General features: G+C 42.9%; 17 protein-coding genes and 2 pseudogenes. 7 read left to right on the top strand and 12 right to left on the bottom strand.

Annotated elements, in window-relative coordinates; all coding sequences use genetic code 11:
• Positions 1-58 precede the first annotated feature (58 nt).
• Entirely contained in the window at positions 59-514 is a 456-nt protein-coding gene (locus tag LMH68_RS19335) for a hypothetical protein (RefSeq protein ID WP_017061848.1), read from the top strand.
• 318 nt (positions 515-832) lie between these two features.
• Here LMH68_RS19335 and LMH68_RS19330 read toward each other — a convergent pair whose 3' ends face one another.
• The 4 genes from LMH68_RS19330 to LMH68_RS19315 form a co-directional block, all read right to left on the bottom strand.
• Positions 833-1,984: an HNH endonuclease gene (locus LMH68_RS19330; protein ID WP_017061849.1), complete on the bottom strand. Its 1,152-nt coding sequence runs from the start codon at positions 1,982-1,984 to the stop codon at positions 833-835.
• On the bottom strand, positions 1,984-2,685 hold the full coding sequence (locus tag LMH68_RS19325; RefSeq protein ID WP_017061850.1) for a flagellar motor protein MotB: 702 nt from the start codon (positions 2,683-2,685) through the stop codon (positions 1,984-1,986). Before LMH68_RS19325 ends, LMH68_RS19330 begins: the two co-directional genes overlap by 1 nt.
• A complete protein-coding gene (locus LMH68_RS19320) occupies positions 2,685-4,388 on the bottom strand; it encodes an anion permease (protein WP_017061851.1) in 1,704 nt (567 codons plus the stop codon). Before LMH68_RS19320 ends, LMH68_RS19325 begins: the two co-directional genes overlap by 1 nt.
• 599 nt (positions 4,389-4,987) lie before the next feature.
• Positions 4,988-5,203, bottom strand: coding sequence for a hypothetical protein (locus tag LMH68_RS19315; protein WP_029236513.1), 216 nt, complete (start codon positions 5,201-5,203; stop codon positions 4,988-4,990).
• A gap of 425 nt (positions 5,204-5,628) precedes the next feature.
• On the opposite strand from LMH68_RS19315, the gene LMH68_RS19310 reads away from it, so the two are divergent.
• Together LMH68_RS19310 and LMH68_RS19305 are read left to right on the top strand one after the other, a co-directional pair.
• Entirely contained in the window at positions 5,629-6,510 is an 882-nt protein-coding gene (locus tag LMH68_RS19310; protein ID WP_017061853.1) for an FRG domain-containing protein, read from the top strand.
• A 423-nt stretch (positions 6,511-6,933) separates the two neighbouring features.
• Positions 6,934-7,644: a phospholipase D family protein gene (locus tag LMH68_RS19305; protein WP_017061854.1), complete on the top strand. Its 711-nt coding sequence runs from the start codon at positions 6,934-6,936 to the stop codon at positions 7,642-7,644.
• Positions 7,645-7,709: 65 nt separating this feature from the next.
• Here LMH68_RS19305 and LMH68_RS19300 read toward each other — a convergent pair whose 3' ends face one another.
• Complete coding sequence (locus tag LMH68_RS19300; RefSeq protein ID WP_133152788.1) at positions 7,710-8,009, bottom strand: hypothetical protein; 300 nt, start codon at positions 8,007-8,009, stop codon at positions 7,710-7,712.
• Between the two features lie 83 nt (positions 8,010-8,092).
• Positions 8,093-8,324, bottom strand: a pseudogene (locus LMH68_RS19295) (regulator).
• 410 nt (positions 8,325-8,734) lie between these two features.
• Here LMH68_RS19295 and traD point away from each other — a divergent pair.
• Both traD and traI read left to right on the top strand, forming a co-directional pair.
• The gene (traD, locus tag LMH68_RS19290; RefSeq protein WP_017102203.1) at positions 8,735-10,774 is read left to right on the top strand and encodes a type IV conjugative transfer system coupling protein TraD; all 2,040 of its coding nucleotides are present in this window, start codon (positions 8,735-8,737) and stop codon (positions 10,772-10,774) included.
• A 187-nt stretch (positions 10,775-10,961) separates the two neighbouring features.
• The gene (gene traI / locus LMH68_RS19285; protein WP_229647743.1) at positions 10,962-16,742 is read left to right on the top strand and encodes a conjugative transfer relaxase/helicase TraI; all 5,781 of its coding nucleotides are present in this window, start codon (positions 10,962-10,964) and stop codon (positions 16,740-16,742) included.
• A gap of 20 nt (positions 16,743-16,762) precedes the next feature.
• Here traI and LMH68_RS19280 read toward each other — a convergent pair whose 3' ends face one another.
• The 5 genes from LMH68_RS19280 to LMH68_RS19260 form a co-directional block, all read right to left on the bottom strand.
• Entirely contained in the window at positions 16,763-17,122 is a 360-nt protein-coding gene (locus tag LMH68_RS19280; RefSeq protein ID WP_016800258.1) for a hypothetical protein, read from the bottom strand.
• A gap of 553 nt (positions 17,123-17,675) precedes the next feature.
• Complete coding sequence (locus LMH68_RS19275) at positions 17,676-18,119, bottom strand: lytic transglycosylase domain-containing protein (RefSeq protein ID WP_016800257.1); 444 nt, start codon at positions 18,117-18,119, stop codon at positions 17,676-17,678.
• 54 nt (positions 18,120-18,173) lie between these two features.
• On the bottom strand, positions 18,174-18,509 hold the full coding sequence (locus LMH68_RS19270) for a type I restriction endonuclease subunit M (RefSeq protein ID WP_102488478.1): 336 nt from the start codon (positions 18,507-18,509) through the stop codon (positions 18,174-18,176).
• A 78-nt stretch (positions 18,510-18,587) separates the two neighbouring features.
• A complete protein-coding gene (locus LMH68_RS19265) occupies positions 18,588-18,974 on the bottom strand; it encodes a hypothetical protein (RefSeq protein ID WP_102429047.1) in 387 nt (128 codons plus the stop codon).
• Positions 18,975-19,012: 38 nt separating this feature from the next.
• Positions 19,013-19,369 (bottom strand): hypothetical protein, encoded by a 357-nt coding sequence (locus LMH68_RS19260; RefSeq protein WP_017060516.1) that lies wholly within the window; start codon positions 19,367-19,369, stop codon positions 19,013-19,015.
• 469 nt (positions 19,370-19,838) lie between these two features.
• Between LMH68_RS19260 and LMH68_RS19255 the strand changes: the two are divergent.
• Positions 19,839-20,269 (top strand): annotated as a pseudogene (locus LMH68_RS19255) (IS5/IS1182 family transposase); the annotation flags it as partial.
• A 90-nt stretch (positions 20,270-20,359) separates the two neighbouring features.
• On the opposite strand, the gene LMH68_RS19250 reads toward LMH68_RS19255, so the two are convergent.
• A complete protein-coding gene (locus LMH68_RS19250) occupies positions 20,360-21,307 on the bottom strand; it encodes an Rpn family recombination-promoting nuclease/putative transposase (protein WP_229647742.1) in 948 nt (315 codons plus the stop codon).
• 328 nt (positions 21,308-21,635) lie between these two features.
• Here LMH68_RS19250 and LMH68_RS19245 point away from each other — a divergent pair, with 328 nt between their 5' ends.
• The gene (locus LMH68_RS19245; RefSeq protein WP_229647741.1) at positions 21,636-22,499 is read left to right on the top strand and encodes an abortive infection family protein; all 864 of its coding nucleotides are present in this window, start codon (positions 21,636-21,638) and stop codon (positions 22,497-22,499) included.
• The last annotated feature ends 16 nt before the right edge of the window (positions 22,500-22,515 follow it).

The raw sequence follows: 22,515 nt of genomic DNA, 5'->3' as shown, positions 1-22,515 counted from the left end.
TCAAGTGAGATATCAAAACAACCTAGTATTATACACAGTATAAAATGGAGGATTAGTAATGAATAAATGGACCGTATTAGGCTTAACCACATGTTTCTCATTTTTGAGCCTAGCTATTAGTGCTAATAGTCAAATTCCAGAAATTGACCAACTCATCAGTGTCAAGAACCCTGCAGATATGCGTTACTACGTTGAACATTATCAACATCCGGATAGACCTGAGTATCGAGATTTATTGATCGGTGTTCGTGTTGCTGCGGATACCATAAATCTGTATACCACGCGCTTAGACGCTCGCAATCAACGTATCGATTATTGCTTGCCAATGAAAAGCCAGGTAAACCGCGAAACATTACGGAATTGGAAAACCGAAGAGTTAATGGAGCTGATTAATAACCAAATTGAACGTAATATTAAAAAATACGGTAAACCAGGCATTAACGGGTCTATCGGTTATTACTTAGCGATGGGGCTCAAAGAACAATACCCTTGCCCGGTACAAAAGCAATTTTAAGCTGTCAATTTACCCTGCTAAAAGGTTATCCGTTCTTATCATGCTGTTCGCTGTTAACCCCCGAGTTGTATCACGGGGGTAAATTCGACCAAACTACCCTGGCTTTACGGCGAACTTTAGTGAGACACAAGGCTTGATAACGTCCACGACACAGTCTCAACAAGAGAGCGAGCCCCTCAGCCAAGAGCAACGCCATATGACCAGCCTGACTGAGAAACTGGAAAAGCCATTCCAAGCGTTTGTTGAAAAGGGGCGTACGAAAGACGAATCCGGATAACCAATGGTCTGGGTCGAGTGAAAATATGAAAAAGGAATTGGCTATCTAACCTCGCCTTGAAACAAATCAAATCTATCTAATGCGTCTTGAACTGTATATACCGACCATCCTGCGCCTTTAAGCTCTCTAGAACTCTTGTGATTAATCACCACCGCCACTTTCTGATTATCCCAACACAAGTCAATAGAGACTTCATTTCCCTTTATGTTCTTACTTACGCCAACCTTGCCACAGGGAAGTCGATTCTTTTGACACTTTGATATCAAGCCAACAAGAGCAGGATCGGCATAAAGCATTAGATCTTGGTAGCTGTCAAACGGAGTTACAACGCCCTGCTCTTCCCTTAGCCTGTTGATGGTCAAAGTTGTCTCGTTGCTCACGCACAAGTGACCATGATGAGGTTGTTTCCTGTGACAGTCAGCACACAAGGCCCTAAGGTTCGCCCTCTTGTTGTCTGCCTTGTTCCCGTTAACATGGTGAGTGTGAAGTAGCTTTTTGTGATCTTTTAGGCAAACACTGCAATGTTGACAGGTGTAATTCAGTTCACTTCTGAAGCTCGATGATATCGATGCCCAATCAGGAGAGTACCCACCACTGTAGTAATCGGCAGTAGAGGTTGGTATTGTCTCGAAGTGGGAACTGTATGACTCAAACAACCTCACGAACGAGAAATTGGCAATGAACGATTTCTGCTCCTCGTATGTCTTCTCAGTATAGCCTTCTACATTCAGTTCCTTCATACACATAATGCATGGTGATAAATCAGATTCACCCTTTGAGTCCTGACCTGAGTGAAAAGAACGACCAAAGACCGGAAACTTGCCATCAATTCGACTTGTCACCACATATCTATTGTGAAAACGCCCTTTTTCGCGCATATCAATTATTGTTTTACACTCTGCGACATGAACACGCCTTGCAGACTTACACTTACCGTTACTAATAACTTCGCTTATGCTTGGCCCCTGGTCGGGTATGTAGAGCATTACCTGATGACCGTCGTAACTTAGTACACCATTTGAGCCGTCAATCTCATCTAACTGAATGTCTTTACCTAGTACCTTGCCTTGAACTAGACCACGAGTAACGCTCTCTAGATTGTCTGAGCGCCTTGTTAAGGTAAAATCAGATCTCACTGCACCCAACGGGGCAATAGCTTTATACAGGGCGCCAAAGTCGATATTTAACTTCATCAGTTCTCACCAAGAATTTGTTTTATCTGTATGTCAGCGTTTGTAATGGCTCTAAACGAGACTCGACGTGATTTCTCTGGGTCTTCTACCCCGTCTACTTTGACCAACCTCGATGAAGAGAACCCAACCGCAGCTACTCTGGAAGTTATCCAATCTGATTCTTCCGGCATTAAGCTGTAACCGTATTGCAAAACGGAGCGCGTTCTACCTTGTGACAACCTCATATTGTAAAAGTAAGCCTGCTCTTTGGTTGAGCCTCTAAGACCTGCGCTAGATGTGTGCCCCTCAATTCTCACTTCATCAATCGAGTCACGAAACGGCTTAAGAACCTCGATATAGCGTGGGAAGAACTGATTTAAGATCTTCTTGTAAGCAGGTTTAATCTTTGTCTGGTTGTTTGCGAACAGTACGTCAGGTGACTTGAAGTTGAATGACAGAGTTTCCTTATCAATCTCTGCTCCCCATATATCTAAATCACCTTTGAATTCATTCACTAAAGCATCGTAAATGGCGACTTGGTTCTCTTGATAGGCAACTGCTACATCTTTTATCTTCTGGCTTTCTTTCTGAGTCTTGAGCATGAATACGATGGCGATAAATAAAAACACCATCATTAAGCCAGCCATTAGGTCTGAGATGGAAAGCCAATGCTCTCCATTCTCCTCTTCAGCGGCATTGCTTTTACCGAATATCTTGTCCATTAGGCAACTCGCTCGTTAACGATCTCATTCATTGCCTGAGTCAGCTTCACATAGTCCTCTACAAACTTGCCTGTCACTTGAGTAAGAGCTCGTCCCATCTCGGTAATGACACGGTTAATCTCTTGCTGCATAGACTCATCAATCAACTTGAGCTGAGAATCTACCGCCTCGCCAGTTAACCCTACTTGGTTTCGAATACTCTCTTCCATCGCCTCGAACGTGCGTCTAGCTTGGTTAATTTGCTGAGTTGATGCCTCGTCGATAACGTCAGACAACCTCTGTTGCAACTTATCTGCCGAATTAACAATCGCATCAGACACTTTGTTGGTATCGGTAACTAGGTTCTGGTTAGCAGTGGTCATCGTTTCTGACATCTGCTTGGCATCAGTAACTAGCATTTCAATCATGCCGCGCATAGTGTTATTCAGATCAGAAACAGCGTCTTCTAGGTGCTGCTTGATAATTCCAGTTTGGTCTTGAAGGTAGTCGGAGCTTGTCTTGAGGCTTTCGTTCGTTCTAGCTGCATTATCTGTAAATTCAGTTGCAGCCAAATCTATAGACTTGCCGATAGTTTCAGAGCTCTCTATTAGCTTTTCGCTGACATTGTTTATGCCTTTCTCGGCTTCAGTGAGCATATCAGCATAGTGGGTATTAGCAGTCTCGACTGATTTAGATATACTACTCACCACATTCTCTATCTGGTTTTGAATCTCCGGCACGGCTTCAACCGCTTTGTCTCTCATATCCCTGAATGCACCAAGATGACTCTCAAGCTCAGATATTTGGTGATTGCAGACCTCCATGATTTCTTTAAGTTGAATCATAGCTTCAGGGATCACTTTACTGTGCTCGCTGATTGTTGCGACCGAAGACTCGGTAGAGGCAATTGATTTTACGCCCAGCTCATACTGACTCTGCATTTGCTCGAGTTGGTTTTTGTAATCTTCTTGCCACCTAACGAGAAGCAACACTGCCTCGTTTAGCTGTTTGAAGTTGTCGCCAAACTGCTCTGTCAGATTGCTATTGAAGTCAGTAATAACCTGCTTAAGCGCCTCTATAACCTGCTCTGTCGCAGATTTCGACAAGACATCGGCAAACTCCTGCATCTTGAGCCACAGATTCGTGGAAAACTCTTTAAATCTCTCTTCTTCAGTTTCGGCCCTTTCATCAAGCGTCTTTCGGGATAGCTTGGCATTGTCGTTTATGTCGCTGCGAATCATCTTGAATTGACCAAGCAACGTAGACTCTTCGTTACCGACTAGAGCATCTTTCAAAGCCTTTGTTTCTGTGGATTGAGACTGTATTGCAGAAAGAATATCTTCCGGTGTCGCGCCAAGTTTTTGCTCTTTCGCTTTTTTGGGTTTGAAGAGAGGAATAGTGCTGAGCGTCTTAAGTAATAGAGATGCGAAGATCCCCATCAGACTCGTTATGAACGCTGTCTTAAGACCTGCTAGAAGTGGAGGTATGCTTGTTTCGATATTGTTTTGATCGAACTCTAACAAGCCAAGCACAATCCCGAAGAACGTACCAAATATACCCAATGTGGTTAAAAGTGTTGGTGCGTAGTTAACGAAATCTCTGTTTCTGCCTCTCTTTCCTAGCCAGATTGCTACAAAGAATACACCGATGATTAGCACTGCTACTAGGGTGCTTACAACCCCAGCACTGAGGCTTAAAAGAATCATCTCTAATTGTTCTAACATTATATATTCTCGTTGATTTAATAGTGGTTCGGCTTTATCTCCAACTTTGAAAGTGAAAGAGGAGATTAAGGATTATTTTTATAACATGGTTCACAGTCATAAGGTGCTGTCGAGTTGCCCTTATCTACATTGTTTATCTGATCCGTTTTTGTGTTCATTCATAATCGAGATGAGGAACCAACATTTACTGATCTGTATAAATCAACAATGGTTCAAGTTAGAGATAAATAGAACCAGATTTAACGTAACCTCATGTAATATTAGCCAAAAATAAGACATTTTAGTTAGCGCTAATTTTACTTATCGCGTTAGCTTCCCACAACTTACTTTGCAATCCCTTTAGTTATTGATATTTCGCCAAATAGCAAAGACAATAGCTAATAAACATCAAGAATCTTGATAGGTAGAATGTTTACCGTGACAATTTCTAGTTCGAAAGTGTCCAGAGGCGTTAAAGCTGGGCTAACTCAGATTATAAGACTCAAAGTGGTATTTATGGGGGGATATAACTGAATAGAACCAAAACGCTTAACAAGTAGTGCTGTGTTGTCACGAAGAACGCCTCCTCATGGGAGACGTCTTTATCTACAATTCCCGCGTTAAGCTGGATCTTGCAAATACGGCTTATCGGCTACAACAAAGGGTTTAAACTCAGTGTGTGTAATGCGTGTTTTGTCCAACTTGTTCTTTGCTGTCCATTGAGTGTTATCTCTTAGGTACTTTCTGTTGTCTTCAGATTTCGATTTACCAACTAGCCCTAAATGATAATTCATTTCATGAACTTCGCTAAAATTCACGTAATCCCAATCGTTCATCGGAAAAACCTCCTTTAAATTATGCAACATTGCATATATGCATATATAGGCACCAAGAAAGGTTTTCAAGGGGAACGAAAGAAAGATATGTCGTCCACCCAACCATTGTTGGGTAGAATTTGAACTCATTCACATCCTATTTATGTACGTTTGCCCTTCTAGAAAGTTATCCATCCTTATAATATTCTTCACGGTGACTCCCCGTGATGTATCACGGAGGTAAATTCGACCTATCTATCAGCACTCACATAGCCCTGCTCTAGTTGCAAGCTTGCGCGCTAGTTTTTACACGCCTAGAGATAAGTGATTGTTAGTCAATAGAAAACTCTAGTAGACTTACCATGTTAGTTTAAGTTCGGAACTTCTAAAACTGAAGACTCTCGCTAGAAACTATTTTAATGGCTTATACTTAAAGAGTTTTACTCATGTACGACATAGATATTACTTACGAATCAGCAAAAGAGCTTATTGATGAACTCTTAGGTGATAACATTTTCAACCCAAAAAGCTTATTTGATGTGAGTGAAAAATATGTTTGTAACTATATTTTTCGTGGACAAGGTAACAAGTCCTGGTCTCTATTGCCAACTGCTCACCGTGACGAAAGTAGCTTGAAGGATTTCACGCCTCAATCTCCAGTAAATCGAAGTGATGTTGGCCAATACTTGAAACTTCATAATCATGCAGAAATTCGCTCTGTATATCTATTTCTAGAAGCTGCTGATCATATCGGTTTACAGACTCCTATTGATTACAACCTTTTCAAAGGAGTAGTAACTGAAGACGATGATACATTCGATCACCAACTTCTCCCTAGTATTGCTTTGGCACAACACCATGGTGTACCGACTCGTTTATTAGATTGGACTGAGTCTCCTTTTGTAGCTGCCTATTTCGCCGCTAATTCAGCGTTAAACAATGCACCGGATACTCATTTTTCCATTCTTTGTATTAATACCAACATAATCAAAAATATTGAAAGTATAAACTTAATCTCGACGCCCAAAGTTAATAACAATTTTTTACGCGCGCAACGAGGTTTATTCACCCTAGTGAACACGTCTAATCATTTTTATAAAGCAAAAAAACGGTGGCCGACTTTGGAAGAAACTGTGATCAGTGAACGCTCGAAGTCATTAAATTACGCACGTCCTCCAACCGTTCGTCTATCATTACCGTCGTCAGAAGCTAAAGAATTATTGAAGCTTCTATATAGGTTAGATATATCTAAATTAACTCTCATGCCTTCCTTAGAAAATGCCGCAACGTCATTCAAGAACAAAAGGATGCTATGGGGAAATAGTTAGTTTGTAGTCTTTTTTGTTGTTAAAAAACCGAACTCAATGAGTCCGGCTTCTTTCTCCTTGATATGACCAAAAAGGAGGACTGGCTAATCCACAAACAAGACACCTCTTTGCACCAGTCATGGTCACCTTATCAACAAGAGTCACGTCGTGTTAGTTAATGTAATTTATACTTTGAATTCGCATTGATAAACCATACTTTTCTCATCCTAGTTTTTGATTTTGCCTATCGCCTTAACAAGACCAAACCAGTGCATCGACGTCTAATAGCATTGATAAAATCAGAATAAACAATAGGTTGTGCCTTTCATACCAAACATAATCAGATATTGTGCGTCATGTTTGATGTATCAAATGACCAACTTGCTTTAACTGTGTTCTCGTCGTAATTTGTATGCGTTAGATTTTATATGTCAAGGATATGAAATGGCTAAGTTTTTAAACACAAGTGCTACAAACTACTATTTAGAAGAACTTATTAAGAATGCATCTGAAAGGTTGATACTCATCAGCCCTTTTTTGAAACTTAATGACCGAATCAGAGAGCTACTAGAAGATAAAGATCGATTAAAAATCGACATCAGAATTGTTTATGGAAAAAGCGAACTACAACCAGATGAGATTAACTGGCTTAAAGGTTTATCTTACATCCGTACTAGTTTCTGTAAAAACCTTCACGCTAAGTGCTACATTAACGAAAGCTCTTGTATCATCACTAGCTTAAACCTATATGAGTTCAGCCAAGTAAATAATAATGAAATGGGTATCTTCATCGACAGAGATGAAGACTCAGAGATTTACAAAGACTCTTATGAAGAAGCTCAACGTATTATTCGTATTAGTGATGAAGTTAGGATTTCACTAGAAAAGGTTTCATCTGACGCAGCTGAACCTGCAATTAGTGATGAATCAAATGCAGTTTTTGAAGAAACGAAAGTTACGTCTTCTAAACTCGCAAAGAAACATAAGCTAAAAACTGACGATTTTCTTCAAGCCTGTGTGTCGAAAGGGTATCTCTCGTTAGAAGATGGGAAACACACTTTAACTGAATCAGGCAAAGAACAAGGTGCTGAATTCAAATACAGCAAACGATTTGGTCCTTACTTTATTTGGCCTGAAGCTATCGATGTAGTTTAAGCCATGAAAAAGCCGAACTCAATGAGTCCGGCTTATTAAAATCAACAGTACGTGCAAGTGCTTTGCTACATATCGTCAGCTTTTACTGCTGTTGATATGAATGTTGTCCATACATCATCATGCTTTATAGTTACAAACTGCCCATCGTCGTCGCTATGCTTTTTTACTATCTCAGAACTTTCCAGATCTTTATTAGTAGGTTCAGCATGAACGTGACAATGTCTTGACCCCGTAGGAACACCCCAAGCTGAACAGTTTGTTCGACAATAATGACAACCGTCAGAAGCTGTACGTCCGGGATGACTCAATGTCGGCATTGAAACTGTAGAAATAGTTAAACCAACGAGTAATAACAACTTTTTCATAATAGTACTCATCTTTTTATAAGGAGAGTTAATCTATCACTTTCATATGGCATAAACTGCGACTTAGATCATTCACCTAATGTTCAACAATATACGTATTCTATGGCCTGATCTTTGATAATGCTTCTAGCAAGTTTTAGTAGGTGCGTTGAGGTTTTAATCTCTAGATCCGATTGAATCCCCAAAAGAGCAATTCCTGCTAATATTTGTTGTGGCCTAACCACTTGGCCAGTTGGTAGCTCCATTCTATCGTATAACATTTTGAACTGTACCCAGTCCTCACAGTTTTGAAACACAGTTCAGCTACCTCGTCATTTGGCACTCTAACTCTCGAAAAATGTAATTCTTACTCATTTCGCGATACTTAAATGATAAAAGCTCTAAATACAAGAGGTTGAACTGATTTTATAAGATATGCATCATTAAACATAATCAGACAAAGTGCGCACTGTACGAAGAAGTACTAATTGGCAAATTTGCCTTATAAAAAGTTATTCATTAATCGCTAATGTTAGAATTCCTGAAACACATTTATGTCCAAAAACGTTTTTGAAACGGCTCAATCTTAATTGTGATCACCAAGCTATTCTGTCGTATCTTAGCCTTGGCAGTCGTAATACACCTCTTTTGCAGCTTGTAGCCCTATTTCAGATTTCATCAAACCGAACAAAAGCGCCTCGCTCAGTGTGGGCGCTTTTTTGTTTTCCTTCACAAGGAGTTTTTCTATGTCTACGACTCGTGGTGGTCAAATCACTTTTCACAACATTCGAATGTGGTGGCAAGTGAACGTGACCACAATCAAGTACCTCAATATCTTCGCGGCCTTGCTCGGCCTTCTCACCACTTACCTCCTCACCTCGGCCAACACATTAACGGGTGCCTACTACTACAGTATCTTTTGGCTGTTCAACAAATTAGGTTTTAGCCTAAAGCGCAACGTGGTGATCGAATGGGAAGAGCAACGCTACAGCAGCACCCTTGGCCAACAACTGCAAAACCCCATATTGTCACAGTGCTACCAAGAATTACTGCAAGCCCTGTTCGTTGGCCTAGTAGTCTCTGTGGTCACTTCCACCGTGCTGTTTGTGATTATCAACCACTGGTTTAAGAGAAAAGGGCAAGAGCAAAGCGAAGATAACCACATTCGCGGCTTTCAATTGGCTGAGCCTAAAGCCGTCACCGCAGAACTAAAAAAGAAGAAAAAACTCTCTCCTTTTGCGCTCGATGGTCACAAGCTTTTTGTTGATAGGTTTGAGGTCAAGCACTTAATGATTGACGGTACCACAGGCGCAGGTAAATCCGTTGCGATTCGCAAGCTATTGCGCTGGATACGGGCGCGAGGCGATAAAGCCATCATCTACGATAAAGGCTGCGATTTTGTCAGTAAATTCTATGACCCGCATAAAGACGTGATTTTAAATCCCTTCGATGAGCGTTGCGCTGCCTGGGATATTTGGAGTGATGCCAAAGAAGCCCCTGACTTTGAATCGCTCGCGGCCGCGCTTATTCCACAACACGGCGAAGGCGATCCGTTTTGGGTGGATTCCGCACGAACCATTTTCGCAGCAACCACCTATCAAATGATGCTCGATGACAAACACGAATGTACCATTGAAAATTTGCTGCACATTATCTTAACATCTGAGCTTTCAACGTTAGGTGAACACTTAAAAGGCACCGAAGCCAGCTCCCTAGTCTCGAAAAGTATCGAGAAGACGGCGATATCCATCAAATCGGTCCTGGCGACTTACATTAAGTCTTTGCGTTACTTACATGGTTTGGATGAAAAAGACGCCCAAGGTCACCGTAAACATGCGCCATTTTCGATCACAGATTGGGTGCAAGATGAATCCCAGCAAGGGTTTTTATTCCTATCGAGCAATGCAAGACAACACACCGCACTCAGACCACTGATCTCTATGTGGCTCGCGATTGCCTCCAACGCCATTCTAGGGATGGAGCCCGATGACGACCGCCGAATTTGGGTGGTCATCGATGAAATGCCTACATTACATAAACTGCCTGAACTCACGCACATTATTTCTGAAGTGCGTAAATTTGGAGGGTGTTATTTACTGGGTTTGCAATCTTACGCTCAATTAGAAACCACTTACGGGCGCAACGCGGCGAGAGTCATTTTTGATTTGCTCAACACGCGTTTTTTCTTCCGCGCCCCTTCAAAAGCGATGGCCACCATTTCCTCGGATGATCTTGGTGAGCAAGAAATCGATATCTCACGAGAAAATATCTCTTACGGGGCGAACGCATTGCGTGACGGTGTCTCACTCGGCCATCAAAACAAAACGCGTCCTGTGGTTTCTCCTGCCGAAATCCAAGGTTTGGATGATTTAGAGTGTTACTTACGCACCCCTAACTCTATGCTCATCACTAAGCTGCAACTGAAGTACGACCGCATGAGCAATCTCCAACCCTCCTTCATCAAACGCAGCCTACCAGGCGGGAAAGCAATGGAGAGTATCGACCAAGCCTTGATTTTTCATGAGTTAATTGCGTTGCATGAGCTCGATGAAACCCAAAGAAACCGATTACTTGCCATTCAACAAAGTACCTATGAAGACGAAGAAGAGCAGCAGCAAACCAGAACCCATCAAAAACAAACCCTTACCAAAGCACCGAAAAAGGAAAACCCGACCAATAACGCAGCCCAAAACCAACAGCTCGCTGAAAACACACAAAATGAACTACAACAAGAGACCGAAGAGGCGTCCATGACACAAGCAGAAACGGGCGAGATGTACGATTAACCACACGAAATGAAACATCAAGGAACATTTAGAGACCGAACACAATCTTGCCCTCCCCTGTAAAAAGCCTTTACCACCCTTTCATTCACATCAACGCCGTCCGCTACCCCATTCGTACCACACCCAAATCACCGGCATTGCGCTGACGTGGCGGCTTTGCTGCGCCCCAACAAAAGGAAAACACCTTATGATGTCCATTAGCCCTCTTAAATCCGCCTCTGGCGCCGCCAAGTATTACTTAAACGAAGAAAACACCCAAGAGACCCCTGACATTTCTCTCGAAAAAGACAGCAACGACAACTACTACCTTAAAGAAAACAGTCCCAATGAAAACACCTTTTGGCATGGTCAGTTAGCCGAAGAAGCAGGCCTACTCGGTAAACCGGTTGACCAAAAAACGTTAGAGTCCGTTTTATCTGGACACCTAGGCCATGAAACCATCAAAGGCAAACGCGACGATCATAAATCGGGGTTTGACCTAACCTTTTCTGCGCCAAAATCGGTCAGTGTACTTGCTCTCGTCGGGGGTGACACACGTTTAGTCGATGCGCATAACACGGCGGTCAAATTCGCGCTATCGCAATTAGAAAAAGACGTAGCACAAGCCACGCACATCAATGACGAAGGCGCTCGTGAGTTCATCAATACCGAATCCATGGCCTTTGCGGTCGTGCGCCATAAAACCAGTCGTGAAAACGACCCACAACTCCATTCCCACGCTTTGACGGCAAACATGACACGCGACAAAGAAGGGCAACTGCGTACACTCGCCTCTTCTCTCAAACAAAAAGGCGGCGTCATCAATGGGACAGGCGAGCGCATTTACAACTTCCAAAAGTACTACACCGCTCTTTACCAGAGTCAGCTTGCCAAAGAGAGCGAACAAATGGGTTATCAAATGCAAGGCGTGGGTAACGGCCAATTTGAAGCCAAAGGCCTCCCTCAAATCCTCCTTGATACGTTTTCTACTCGCAAACAACAGCTCGACCAACAAGCCTTAGTTTTTGGGGGGACGCAAGCGGCAAAAGATGTAGCCGCACTCGATACTCGCAAAGCCAAAACCTACGAAAGTGAGGCAACGCTCAATGCTCGCTGGCAACAAACGGTGTGCAATAAAGGCTATCAGCCCGAAGACTTGGTTAAAAACGCCCTCGGCATAGCTCAACAAGAGCATCACCCTGAACAAATCGCTAAAGACGCGTTTAGTCGCGCCGTTGAACACTTAGGGCAATACAACACGGCATTAAAACTGGAAAAGATTATAGAATTAGCCACGGCCGAGTTTACCAAAGGCGGCGTACAAGCCAATGCAATTGACCTTAAAGTGGTCGCAGACCAATGGGTGAAAGACGGGGCGCTTATCCCCCTTTCCATGAAAGGTCAATACACCACTCAAACCATGCTGAAAACCGAACAAGTGTTAATGGCGGCCAGCAAAGGGCGTACGCACCATATGCGTACTCCCGTCAATGACGCTACGTTAGATAAACTGAACCTCACTCAAGGCAACCGCCAAAAGGTGGCGGACATTTACCAGTCCACCAAACAGTTTCATGTGGTCAATGTGTTTGGTAACAGTGAGCAAATCGCGCAAAACCTATTGAACGTCGGCAACCATGTCGGTAAACGTGTCCACTTAGTGTCACAAAACGCCAAAGACAAACACCGTCATAGCCAAACCATCCAACGTGAAAGTCATACGATCGCAGCCTGGGTAAAACACCGATTTCAAGAAGAGCAGCGTCACTCTGTCCATAGTTTATTGCACTCAGACGTCCCTATGACCAACAAAGACATCCTTCTCGTCGACAGCGCCCACAAAATGAGCGCCAATGAGTTGATGGCTTTAAATACAAAAGCTAAGGGCTCGGGGAGCAAAGTCATCTTGCTGAACAACACGTCCAGTCGCCAAGGTTTTAAAGCCTATAACGCCATCGAGCTTTACCGCAAAGGCAACGTCGTCTCGCACTCTTGGGTAGACAGCAAACAGATAGACAGTAAGGTTGCCTTGCACAACAGCGATACGCGCACCCTCGCCAGAGCTTATACCTACTTATCAAACAAAGAAGACACACAAGTGCTGGCGACTTCTCACGTTGAACAACGAAGATTGACGGACGCGATCCGGACCTCTCTGCAGAACGAGGGTCAACTTGCCCGCAGTGGCATCACCTTGTTTACTCAGCAGCCTCATTATTTGTCTAAACCCCAACAGGAGTTAGCGCAACACTACAAGCCGGGCATGACCCTTCGCCATTGGGAAGAGGGAAAACCTCAAGAATTAGTGGTTTCAACATCGGATAAGGCAAACAATCGAGTCCATGTCCTCAGCAAAACCGATGGCCAAGAATACACCCTCGATCCCGCTTCCGCCGGATTCAAAGCCCTCAACATGCAGCTCTTTAAACCTGAATCGTTACAAGTCAACCAAGGTGAACGCCTCATAACCACCGGTAAGCACTTTCCATCCGGGTTGAACGCCAATGAACATTACGTGGTCACGGATATCTCTAAAGAAGCCCTAACGTTAACCGACACGCAAGGCGAATCAAAAACCTTATCCGTTGCAGCGCTGAAAGACGCACCACTAAAATACGACTATGTGCATTCCACCAGTCATATCGAACCAAGGCCGCACACTCTCATTTCAGGCAAAGCCTTTACGCTATCCAAAGCGCTCTTCCATGATCTGACCGAGAAAAGCGCGCGCATCGATGTGTTTACCGACAACCCCGATAAAGCCCAGGCCGCGCTTGAGAAAAGCGAAGTGAAGCTTTCTGCCATCGAGCGAGTGATGCACACTCAAAGCGTCAACGACCGCTACCTGACTGACACCACCGCCATCACCGTCAAAAGCGACATCCAGCAAGCCCTCACTCTCTTAAACAAAGAGCAAAATTCACCACTGCAAGAGAAAGCGTTGAACTTTGCCCTGAGTCATCTTTCTGAAAAAGAAGCGGCGTTTACACAAAAAGAGTTAGTCGTCGAAGCGATCCGTTACGCTTTTGAAGAGGCCAATCAACCGATAATCAAAGATCAAATTGAAACAGAGCTCGCCAAGCGCAGTGACACCCTCTCTGCCGAATACAGCGACGGCACACGCTGGACCACCCAAGCGGCGCTCGATACCGAAAAGCACATCTTGCGGAACATTGAGCAAGGGAAAAATCAACACAAGCCGTTTGCCACCCACAGACAAGTCAGAGATTATCTCGATGCACAGCCTCGCCTTACCCAAGGGCAAAAGGACGGCATCACCCTTATCTCAACGACCAAAGACAGTTTTGTGGCCGTGCAAGGTTTAGCGGGCACCGGTAAATCCACCCTACTCGAATCCAACATTGAATTGATTCAACACGCTAGCCAAGCCAGTAAACACTCACCTTCACAAATCATAGGTATTGCACCAACGCACGCCGCCGTCAGCGAACTGGAAAGCAAAGGGATACAAGCGCAAACGCTGGAAAGCTTACTGACCGACCTAAGACGTGGCATCACCTTACCAGAGGACTACAAAAACACGCTGTTCTTCCTCGATGAAAGCTCCATGGTCAGCAACCAACAAGCCAAAGAGCTCACCGACCTTGTATTACAAAGCGGCTCCAAAGCCACCTTACTTGGGGATAAAGAGCAGCTGCTTTCTCTTAATGCCGGTAAACCGTTTGAATTGAGCATGAGACAAGGACTCATCGATACGGCTTTTATGACCGACATCATTCGTCAGAAGAATGAAATACTGCTTGGTGCCGTACACAACATTGTGGATAAGCAGCCACACAGCGCCCTCGATAAACTCTCTCAGCAAAGCCCTGATACACTCGGTAGCACGCAACATATTATCTCCACCCTCGATGAGAGTGCGAAAGACCAAAGCAAAGCACAGCTTATTGCCACCGAAAAGCTGCCTTACGCTGTAGCACAGGACTACCTTGCCCGTACGCCCGAAACGCGAGAAAACACGCTTATCATTGCTTACACGAATAATGAGCGTGACCACATCACTGAGCACATTCGTGTCGGACTGATGAAAACACAAGAGATAGGCCAAGAGAACATCATCACCACCCGATTGCGCTCTACAGGTGAGAGCAAAGAAGAGTTAGCCACCATGATGCCTTATCAGAAAGGGCTCATTTTAAGCACCAAGCAAGGAGAGTACGACATCATTACCCACATTGATTCGGAGCACGGAGTAGTGACACTTCAAGACGTGAATACAGGTAAGACAAAACCGTTTTTGCCACGTAACAAAGACCACAAATACACGTCACTCTTCGCTCAATCAGAAAAGCCGCTTTCAACCGGTGATAAAATCATGACCCGCTTTACCGACAAAGCGCGAGGCATTAAAGCCAATGTGGAATACACCATCAGCCGTGCCACCAAGGAAGAAATCACCGCGCTTTCGAAAGAAGGGCAAACGTTAAACCTCAATCCAAACCAACTCAAAGATGGGCATTGGGATTACGCTTACACCAGAACTGCGGACATGGCGCAAGGAGCGACGTATCAGTACGTCATTACCACTCTCAAAGGCAAAGGCGCACTGACGAACTTAAGACGCGCTTACATCGATTTGAGCCGAGCGAGCACTCATGTCAAACTTTTTACCGATAACCCAAAACAGATGATGAAGAGCTGGTTATCAAAAGAGGTCAATAAACACAGTGCCATTGAAACCATCGAAAACATTGCACCACACAGTACCCCTTACTTTAATGACAAAGCTCTGCCTCATGAAGACGTACGTTATCAAAATAGAAACGGAGATTTTGACTACAACCAATTTAAAGAACACATCAACCAAGCGCTCCCTAAATACACCGAAAGCTTAGCCATCAACCTATTGGGACAACCGAACCCATCTAAATCAGACCGTGACTATTTAACCTTTGGTATCGGTAAATCGGCTCTAAAAGTGTCATTAACGGGGGAATATCGAGGGTATTTTAAAGACTATACCACCGGTGAAAAAGGCTCATTAATCAATTTGATGATGAGTCATAAGGAAATAAATTATAAGGAGGCAATGAAAGAAGCCCACAACATCCTTAATGATCCTAATAAATACCAACTCACCGCCAACCCTAAACATGAACAATTACTGACTACTACGCCAAAACACATGGCACAATTTGAAGAGAGAGCGAAAGAATATATACAAACCAGTCAGCCACTCACAGGCACATTAGCCGAAACTTACCTCAATAAATTAGGTATTGAACACCCTAAGAGTGACCATGTTCATTTTCATCAAGCAGTGTACTCCTCGGAGGACCAGACATTTCACTCGGCAATGATAACTAACATTCACGATAAAAAAGGAGAAACAAAAGCGATTGAAGTGACTTATTTAGACGGGCAAGGAAATAAAGATCCGGCACTCGACATCAACCCACGGATATTAGGCACGAAATCCAAACAAATAACGCGATTCCATCAAGGCAGTGATTTGCACACCACCATCATCAGTACCTCAATCGAGAATGCTTTTATTATTAATCAAGCGCATCAAGGCCAATACGACATTATCAATGTCAATCATAAGAATGACATTCAGAATATCTCCACCGATGAACTCAGACAGAACATTGTGATTGTACTGAGTCAAGGAAATACTGATTTAAATCCCAACAACGTTGAAAAAATCATGGCCAACTTTTCAGGGAGAAATATTCAGTTTGTTTCACCTGACGATATGCTTGAGGAAATTAAACAGGGTATTGAACAATACCATCAACAAACGCATCAACAAAAAGAGGAATTCGACACACCCACTCAAGACCATGATTCATTAACCAACGAGCCGGACACTGATATTAATCAACACACAAAAGAAATCAAAGATAAAGAGCTTGAACACTTCGACAGCAAAGAACCCTCCCCTCAAAAAACGTTTGATTTTAATCAGGAGCGTGACAACAACAATGACCAAGATAATAAACTAGATAGAGAGTTAGAGCGGTAGAAAAAGGGGTGTCCAATGGACTACCCTTTTTTTTTGCCTGCCAGAAACTCATCGACTTTATTATCGATATCAGATTTCACCTGTTGCCTAAAGGGTTTGGATTCTTTTTGTTGTCGGAATAATTTTTCACCATCAAAGGTTTGTCCATGAACCACATCAGTGATAGCAGATGAGCCACGAACGACACGATAAATCTCTTCCATCAACGCACGGTTCGATGGACTATCATCCTCACTGTCATTGAGTTTGATGCGCAGTGCCAACATCAAAAGTTGGCGTGTGGCCTCTGCATCACTTAATGCTTCCTTATCCCTAAACGTCTTAAAATCTTGCGCTAACTTTCCACGTAAAGAACTTTGTAGCGGATAAGAACGTGTCATATTGCCCTCCTCAATCCCAATTAAAAGCATTGTTATTCAAATGAAACTTCAATCAATTAATTTTATAAAAGACCCTTCAAGCATTGTCAATAAAGGGCTCAATCAACATTCAATGATTTCCAATTAAAGGACCTTGAAAACGCTCTCATCGCTTTACCTATAAGGGATCAATTAATAATCATTGAAAAAATATATTTATCCATTGAAATTTAATCGGCTAATTAGTGTAATTTCTGAAAATTTTTCCACGTTACTTTAAGCGACTATTATATCTTTAACTTTTTGTTTTTATTATCTTTATGTTTTTCACAGACAACCATTTGCATTGATTTCAATGCGCCGTAGGGTGTGGATGATTCTAAAGCGGTAACAATGACCTCCAATGAATCTGCATCTAGTTTGTTTTTTGGGGTGTGTTTTAGGAACGTCGAGCTCAAAAGCCGAACCGTTGGCGATTGAATCTAGGGTGATTGAGACCATCAGGGAAGGAATGTAAAACGGAAAAAGAAGATCGTGACACAACTAGCACCGCACCGTTATGGTGCAAGAAAGGTTATTTTAATGGCGACTGGTAATAGACTTTCTGAACTTTTTTGATGTATATTTTTCTGGCGCTTTCGGTACGTTTAAGAAATCCTGCATTATAAGCGCCTACGCTATTCCAGTTATAGCCATGGCTGGCAAAGTTAGAGCTTAATACCCACGCACCTAATGAAACATTAAAACAAGGTTCGTAGACATTGGTTTCATTGACATGAAATTCAGCCAGTCGAGGAAACCAACTAGAGTTAATTTGCATGAGTCCAAAATCACGACTGGTTACTTGACCTTTTTTATTTTTGTTTTCGTTATAAGCATTAGGATCAAGACTGCTTTCAACTTGTGCTATCGATCGCAGCAAATCTGGATCAACATTATAGTGTTGTCCTGCTTCATCAAAACAAAACGAATACCCGACACTTGGAAAGACCGACAAAAATAAGATTAGTTTTTTCATAAGCTAAAAAATGGAGTCTAAAGGAACTCCATTATATCGCGTGAATTGACGTCATCAATATTCATTAGGGAGTAAAATCGTAGTGCAACTACGATCACGCTCGGTAATTATCCAGACTTGTTCATTACAAATGGTGTAACTTGATAAAACCCGCTCGCCTGTCTTGGTGGCTTCGTCATTGGTAATTTTATCTTCAACACAGATATTTCCCCAATCACCATTTTGGTGACGATGTAAGTAAATCGGTAAATTCACACCAATATTGTTATTTAGCAGTTCAGCAATGCCTTGTGTACAAACAACTTTGCCAAGATCAAACTGCACAGCCGTACAAACATAATTTTTTTCTTTTGTTTCTTCGTTACCTGATGTAACATTTTTAATGTTCATTTTATTTACCCCTGTATTTAAATTGAATTTGCCTTGATATTTGATACAGCAAATATCAAGGCGCTTTACTTTTAGCGTTTAATAAACGTCTTCCGTTTTACGAATGTGATTAAACACCTCATACACTTCATCGTAAGAAATGCCATACTCTTCGAGCTTTTCGACACAATCACAAATGTCATTGGTATAGAAACACTCGTGATTGAATAGCTCACGGCGAATGATCGATTTTTTACCATTCTCTTCGATGTCTTCGACGATCCCTTCTTGAGCAATAGAATCTAAACGGTTCATTAATTGCTTCGCCTTATCAACAGGGCAAATTAAGCCCATACCTAACGACGCATATTTCACGCCCTCTTTTTTTGCTTCATCGAACTGTTTAGTGGAAAAGGCAAAAAATGCCCCAGCTTCATTAAATGCTTGCGTTTGTTTGGCTTGAATATAGTGAGAGAGATATTTCATGACTTACTCCTGACGTTAATACAAAAATATCCCAGTAATTAAAACGGGCAACGATGGAACGAAAAGAGGGCTCTCGAAGGGGTTGATACATCCTTCACAATAAAATTGTCAGTTAAGTCCCCTATTTTAAAGTGGTGTAAGATACTCTTCTCAACCTCAGCCAGAGTGGATGGGTAGAACTTAGAATCACGCGAAGTAAATCCCGCGATTTTGAGTTCAGCTAAGGTAATGTCGCTACACGGCGTAAGAGAAAATCCGTGCTCTTCTTCCTCTGTACGCTGAGGAATACGCAATAAAGAGATATCATTTTTTGGTGAGCTTTCGTGCCCAGCGGCGAAACGCTGGTCGCTGAAATTCGATTTAGAGAGAGTTGGGGTTGAGTTTTGTTGTGCCATGAGGAGTTTCCTTTTTGTTTGAGTATCACTTTTATGGAGCCGCTTGGCTGTCCAGACCTCAAACAGGGTTCTTCTCTGCAGGGGCGCGAAGCGTTTATTTACCCTTGCAGAGAAGGTTCTGATTGAGGATGGTGAACAGTCTGCGAGCGCCATCCAGTGATGCGAGTCGAAAGGAAAATCGGCACATAAGAAAACAAGCCCTTACTCGAACTTAATTGAAGCCAGTGAAAGGCAATAAGGAGGCACGACGAAGCGCAGCTACGCAGTAGCGGAGGCGTTGGGTGATTGTTCGCAGTAACTTAATGTCACATCGAGCTTGCTCGATAACAGTGCCATAAGTTATCGCGAGAGGAGTGAAGCGACGGAATGAGCCGACCGAAGGGAGAACGCCCAATATTTAAGTTTAATACGTACTTTATAGATTGATTGGCGTTAGAAAAAGAACCGTCCGTACTCAATCTTCAAGGGTAAGCGTTCGAACGCGGTTCAAGTCAAATATCACAATAAATCTAAAGGGCTATTCGCCGTCTAGCCATTAACTCAATTAGCCTCCATCTTTTTGGTCAGGGAGAGTGGAAAGTGAAAAAGCTTGATGCAAAGAAACGCAGAGCATGGCAAAAGCTGCACTTGGCTGTTCATGTCGATACACCCGAAACCATGAGTGCGGAAGTCAGTTTTGTTGTGCCATGAGCCTCTAAAAAAGAAAGGTTGTCCCTCACTGAAACTCACCTCGAAAGAAGGTAATGCTTTGGGAAGAGAGTGGAGCAATAAATGAAGCGGAAAAGGCGCTAACGAGCGGTAAAACGAGTTTGAAATACTACAACGCTCAGATAGGTGAAATGATAGTAAATGTCAAAACTACAAACAAAAATTATAGCTCTGGCTATGCCAGTTAGAAGCCAACGGTTAGCCATAGACGATGTAGCTTTATCTCCAGGCAGATTTTATCAACACCACCACTTTGCCACACAACCCTTTATGCTTGAGCAGCTAATGAGAAAGTTGTGCGAGTTCGTCTGTATTCAATCCCGTGACATCCATAATGGTTTGTTGATCTAGACCATTAAGCAGCATCTTACGCGCCATCTCCTTGAGTGCATCTTGACGACCTTTTTCCTCACCTAATTGTATACCTTCTTGGCGCCCTTCTTGGCGCCCTTCTTGGCGACCACGTTGTTCGCCTTGTTGGCGCAATTGTTCTGCAATAGTCATAAGTGTTTCCTCGTGTTTCGGTACTGATGAGACCAGTGACGTAATTAACGCTTCTAGGTTACTCGTTTCACCCACTTGGAGTAGGTAGCTCATCAATGACTGTACTTGCTTATCTGTAGTGTAATCGGTTAAGAGCAATGTGACCAGAGGCTCAAGGAAATCCATGATATCGCGATGCCTAGCGTGCTTTTGTACAAGTTCAAGTAACGCGATACGGCGATGCTGCATTATCTCATCATCGGAGATGACCGTGACATCGACCAACGGAAAATCTTGAGTATAGAGTGCCTTAGCCACAACAGGATTCGCAAACCCTTTTAACCAATTCATTTCATAAGGATACGGCGAGACTTGGCCATGGTAAAACTGCAAAGGTATCACTAAGGGTAAGTGCCCATGACCCGCTTCAATATGCTGTTGCATGGCAGCAATAGCGTAACGCATCAGTCTGAACGCCATGTGTTTATCTGGCCGACTTTGGTGCTCGATTAACGCATAGACGTACCCTTCCCCCTGAGACGTTTTAAGAGAATAAAGGACATCCGAATAGTAAGGCCGTAAGTTTTCTTCTATAAAGCTGCCTGATTCGAGCTTTAGGGTCGTCAAATCACAGATTTCACGCAGCTCAGCAGGCAGGTGAATATCCAATAAGTCCTTAGCGGTTTCAGGGTGAGTGAGAAACTGCTTGAAGAGCGCATCGTGTGGAGTTGGCGTGGTCTTTTTCATTCCATTATCCTAACACCAAATAAGTCAAATCAGTACCATGATAAAAATTCTGCACCATGTTGGTTTCTTTCTACACATCAATTTAGTTCATTTACTCTAAGTAATCTTTGCCCCGAAACAAGTTACGAATCATTTTAACGCATTTTCAAACGAGTAAAGTTTGCATTAGATTAGCTAATACAACTAACGTGCAAGCAATAGGAAGGACTACAGCTTATCCGAAATGTACTTAACTCAAAAAGCGTAACTATCTGTTAAAGTTTCTTCCATATCGGAAATCAGTGATAATATTCTTCTCATAGACGATTTACATAATAATGGGATGAAGATGCCTCTCGAACTACCCGCTGAACTACAGTTTGCAACTGAATATCCTTTTGCTATCCCTGACAATGCTTTTAAAGAATTGCAGATACTGATAGGGAGAGTTAATTTCAACGAAAGGTGTGAGGAAAAAAGCCTCATTGAAATCTATAAGAAGCACATAGCGAAGCCAGCGGGAATAGAGTTCAGCAGAAGTTCTAATATTGACTGGGCAAAAGGCGATCTGGAATGGTACATGGCAGAGGCAAGGAAGAATGGCCCGGGCTTTATTGCTGCAATCTATAATGCATTTGAGCAGCTATCTCGTTTCGAAATCACCGTCCCTACAGACGCACACATAAACCAAATTCTATCTAGGCATGGAATGCCTTGTCATATCAACAATGGTAAGCTGGTAATGGCAGGAAATGTTCAGGTGCCAGAGCCTCCAGAATCTATGTCTCAAACAGTCATTAGGGCGCTGCAAGATGCAAAAACACTACCGCCAGCAAGTGCAATTGATCGTGTCCATACTGCACTTCATGCATACATCGTTAGCCTTTGCCAAGATGCGAGTATTCCATTGGATTCAGGTGTTACAGCACAAAAGGCTTTCAAAGAACTGAAGAGCAATCACCCCGCTCTTCAGTCTCAGGGAAATAGGCCATCAGAAGTTGCGAATGTTCTTAACAGTATGGCTGCTACCATCAATGCTCTGGGTACTATTCGTAACCATGCAAGTCTTGCGCATAATAACGAACTGCTTCTTGAACCAGAAGCGCAGGCGATGATTAACGCAGCAATGACTATATTTCGATACATCGAAGAATGTATGGCTAGATATAACAGAGCCAACGTCCAGCCTAGTCCTGCATATGGGGTGATATAGAGTGGGCGTAATGTGT

The organism is Vibrio sp. F13, assembly GCF_020806305.2.
GTDB classification, from domain to species: Bacteria; Pseudomonadota; Gammaproteobacteria; order Enterobacterales; family Vibrionaceae; genus Vibrio; species Vibrio crassostreae_C.
This window is presented reverse-complemented; position numbering and strand designations above follow the sequence as displayed.

Excerpts from the sequence above, each read along its gene's own strand:
- LMH68_RS19335 (WP_017061848.1), top strand. The coding sequence starts at position 59 with ATGAATAAATGGACCGTATTAGGCTTAACCACATGTTTCTCATTTTTG.
- LMH68_RS19330 (WP_017061849.1), bottom strand. The coding sequence starts at position 1,984 with ATGAAGTTAAATATCGACTTTGGCGCCCTGTATAAAGCTATTGCCCCG.
- LMH68_RS19325 (WP_017061850.1), bottom strand. The coding sequence starts at position 2,685 with ATGGACAAGATATTCGGTAAAAGCAATGCCGCTGAAGAGGAGAATGGA.
- LMH68_RS19320 (WP_017061851.1), bottom strand. The coding sequence starts at position 4,388 with ATGTTAGAACAATTAGAGATGATTCTTTTAAGCCTCAGTGCTGGGGTT.
- LMH68_RS19315 (WP_029236513.1), bottom strand. The coding sequence starts at position 5,203 with ATGAACGATTGGGATTACGTGAATTTTAGCGAAGTTCATGAAATGAAT.
- LMH68_RS19310 (WP_017061853.1), top strand. The coding sequence starts at position 5,629 with ATGTACGACATAGATATTACTTACGAATCAGCAAAAGAGCTTATTGAT.
- LMH68_RS19305 (WP_017061854.1), top strand. The coding sequence starts at position 6,934 with ATGGCTAAGTTTTTAAACACAAGTGCTACAAACTACTATTTAGAAGAA.
- LMH68_RS19300 (WP_133152788.1), bottom strand. The coding sequence starts at position 8,009 with ATGAAAAAGTTGTTATTACTCGTTGGTTTAACTATTTCTACAGTTTCA.
- traD (WP_017102203.1), top strand. The coding sequence starts at position 8,735 with ATGTCTACGACTCGTGGTGGTCAAATCACTTTTCACAACATTCGAATG.
- traI (WP_229647743.1), top strand. The coding sequence starts at position 10,962 with ATGATGTCCATTAGCCCTCTTAAATCCGCCTCTGGCGCCGCCAAGTAT.
- LMH68_RS19280 (WP_016800258.1), bottom strand. The coding sequence starts at position 17,122 with ATGACACGTTCTTATCCGCTACAAAGTTCTTTACGTGGAAAGTTAGCG.
- LMH68_RS19275 (WP_016800257.1), bottom strand. The coding sequence starts at position 18,119 with ATGAAAAAACTAATCTTATTTTTGTCGGTCTTTCCAAGTGTCGGGTAT.
- LMH68_RS19270 (WP_102488478.1), bottom strand. The coding sequence starts at position 18,509 with ATGAACATTAAAAATGTTACATCAGGTAACGAAGAAACAAAAGAAAAA.
- LMH68_RS19265 (WP_102429047.1), bottom strand. The coding sequence starts at position 18,974 with ATGAAATATCTCTCTCACTATATTCAAGCCAAACAAACGCAAGCATTT.
- LMH68_RS19260 (WP_017060516.1), bottom strand. The coding sequence starts at position 19,369 with ATGGCACAACAAAACTCAACCCCAACTCTCTCTAAATCGAATTTCAGC.
- LMH68_RS19250 (WP_229647742.1), bottom strand. The coding sequence starts at position 21,307 with ATGAAAAAGACCACGCCAACTCCACACGATGCGCTCTTCAAGCAGTTT.
- LMH68_RS19245 (WP_229647741.1), top strand. The coding sequence starts at position 21,636 with ATGCCTCTCGAACTACCCGCTGAACTACAGTTTGCAACTGAATATCCT.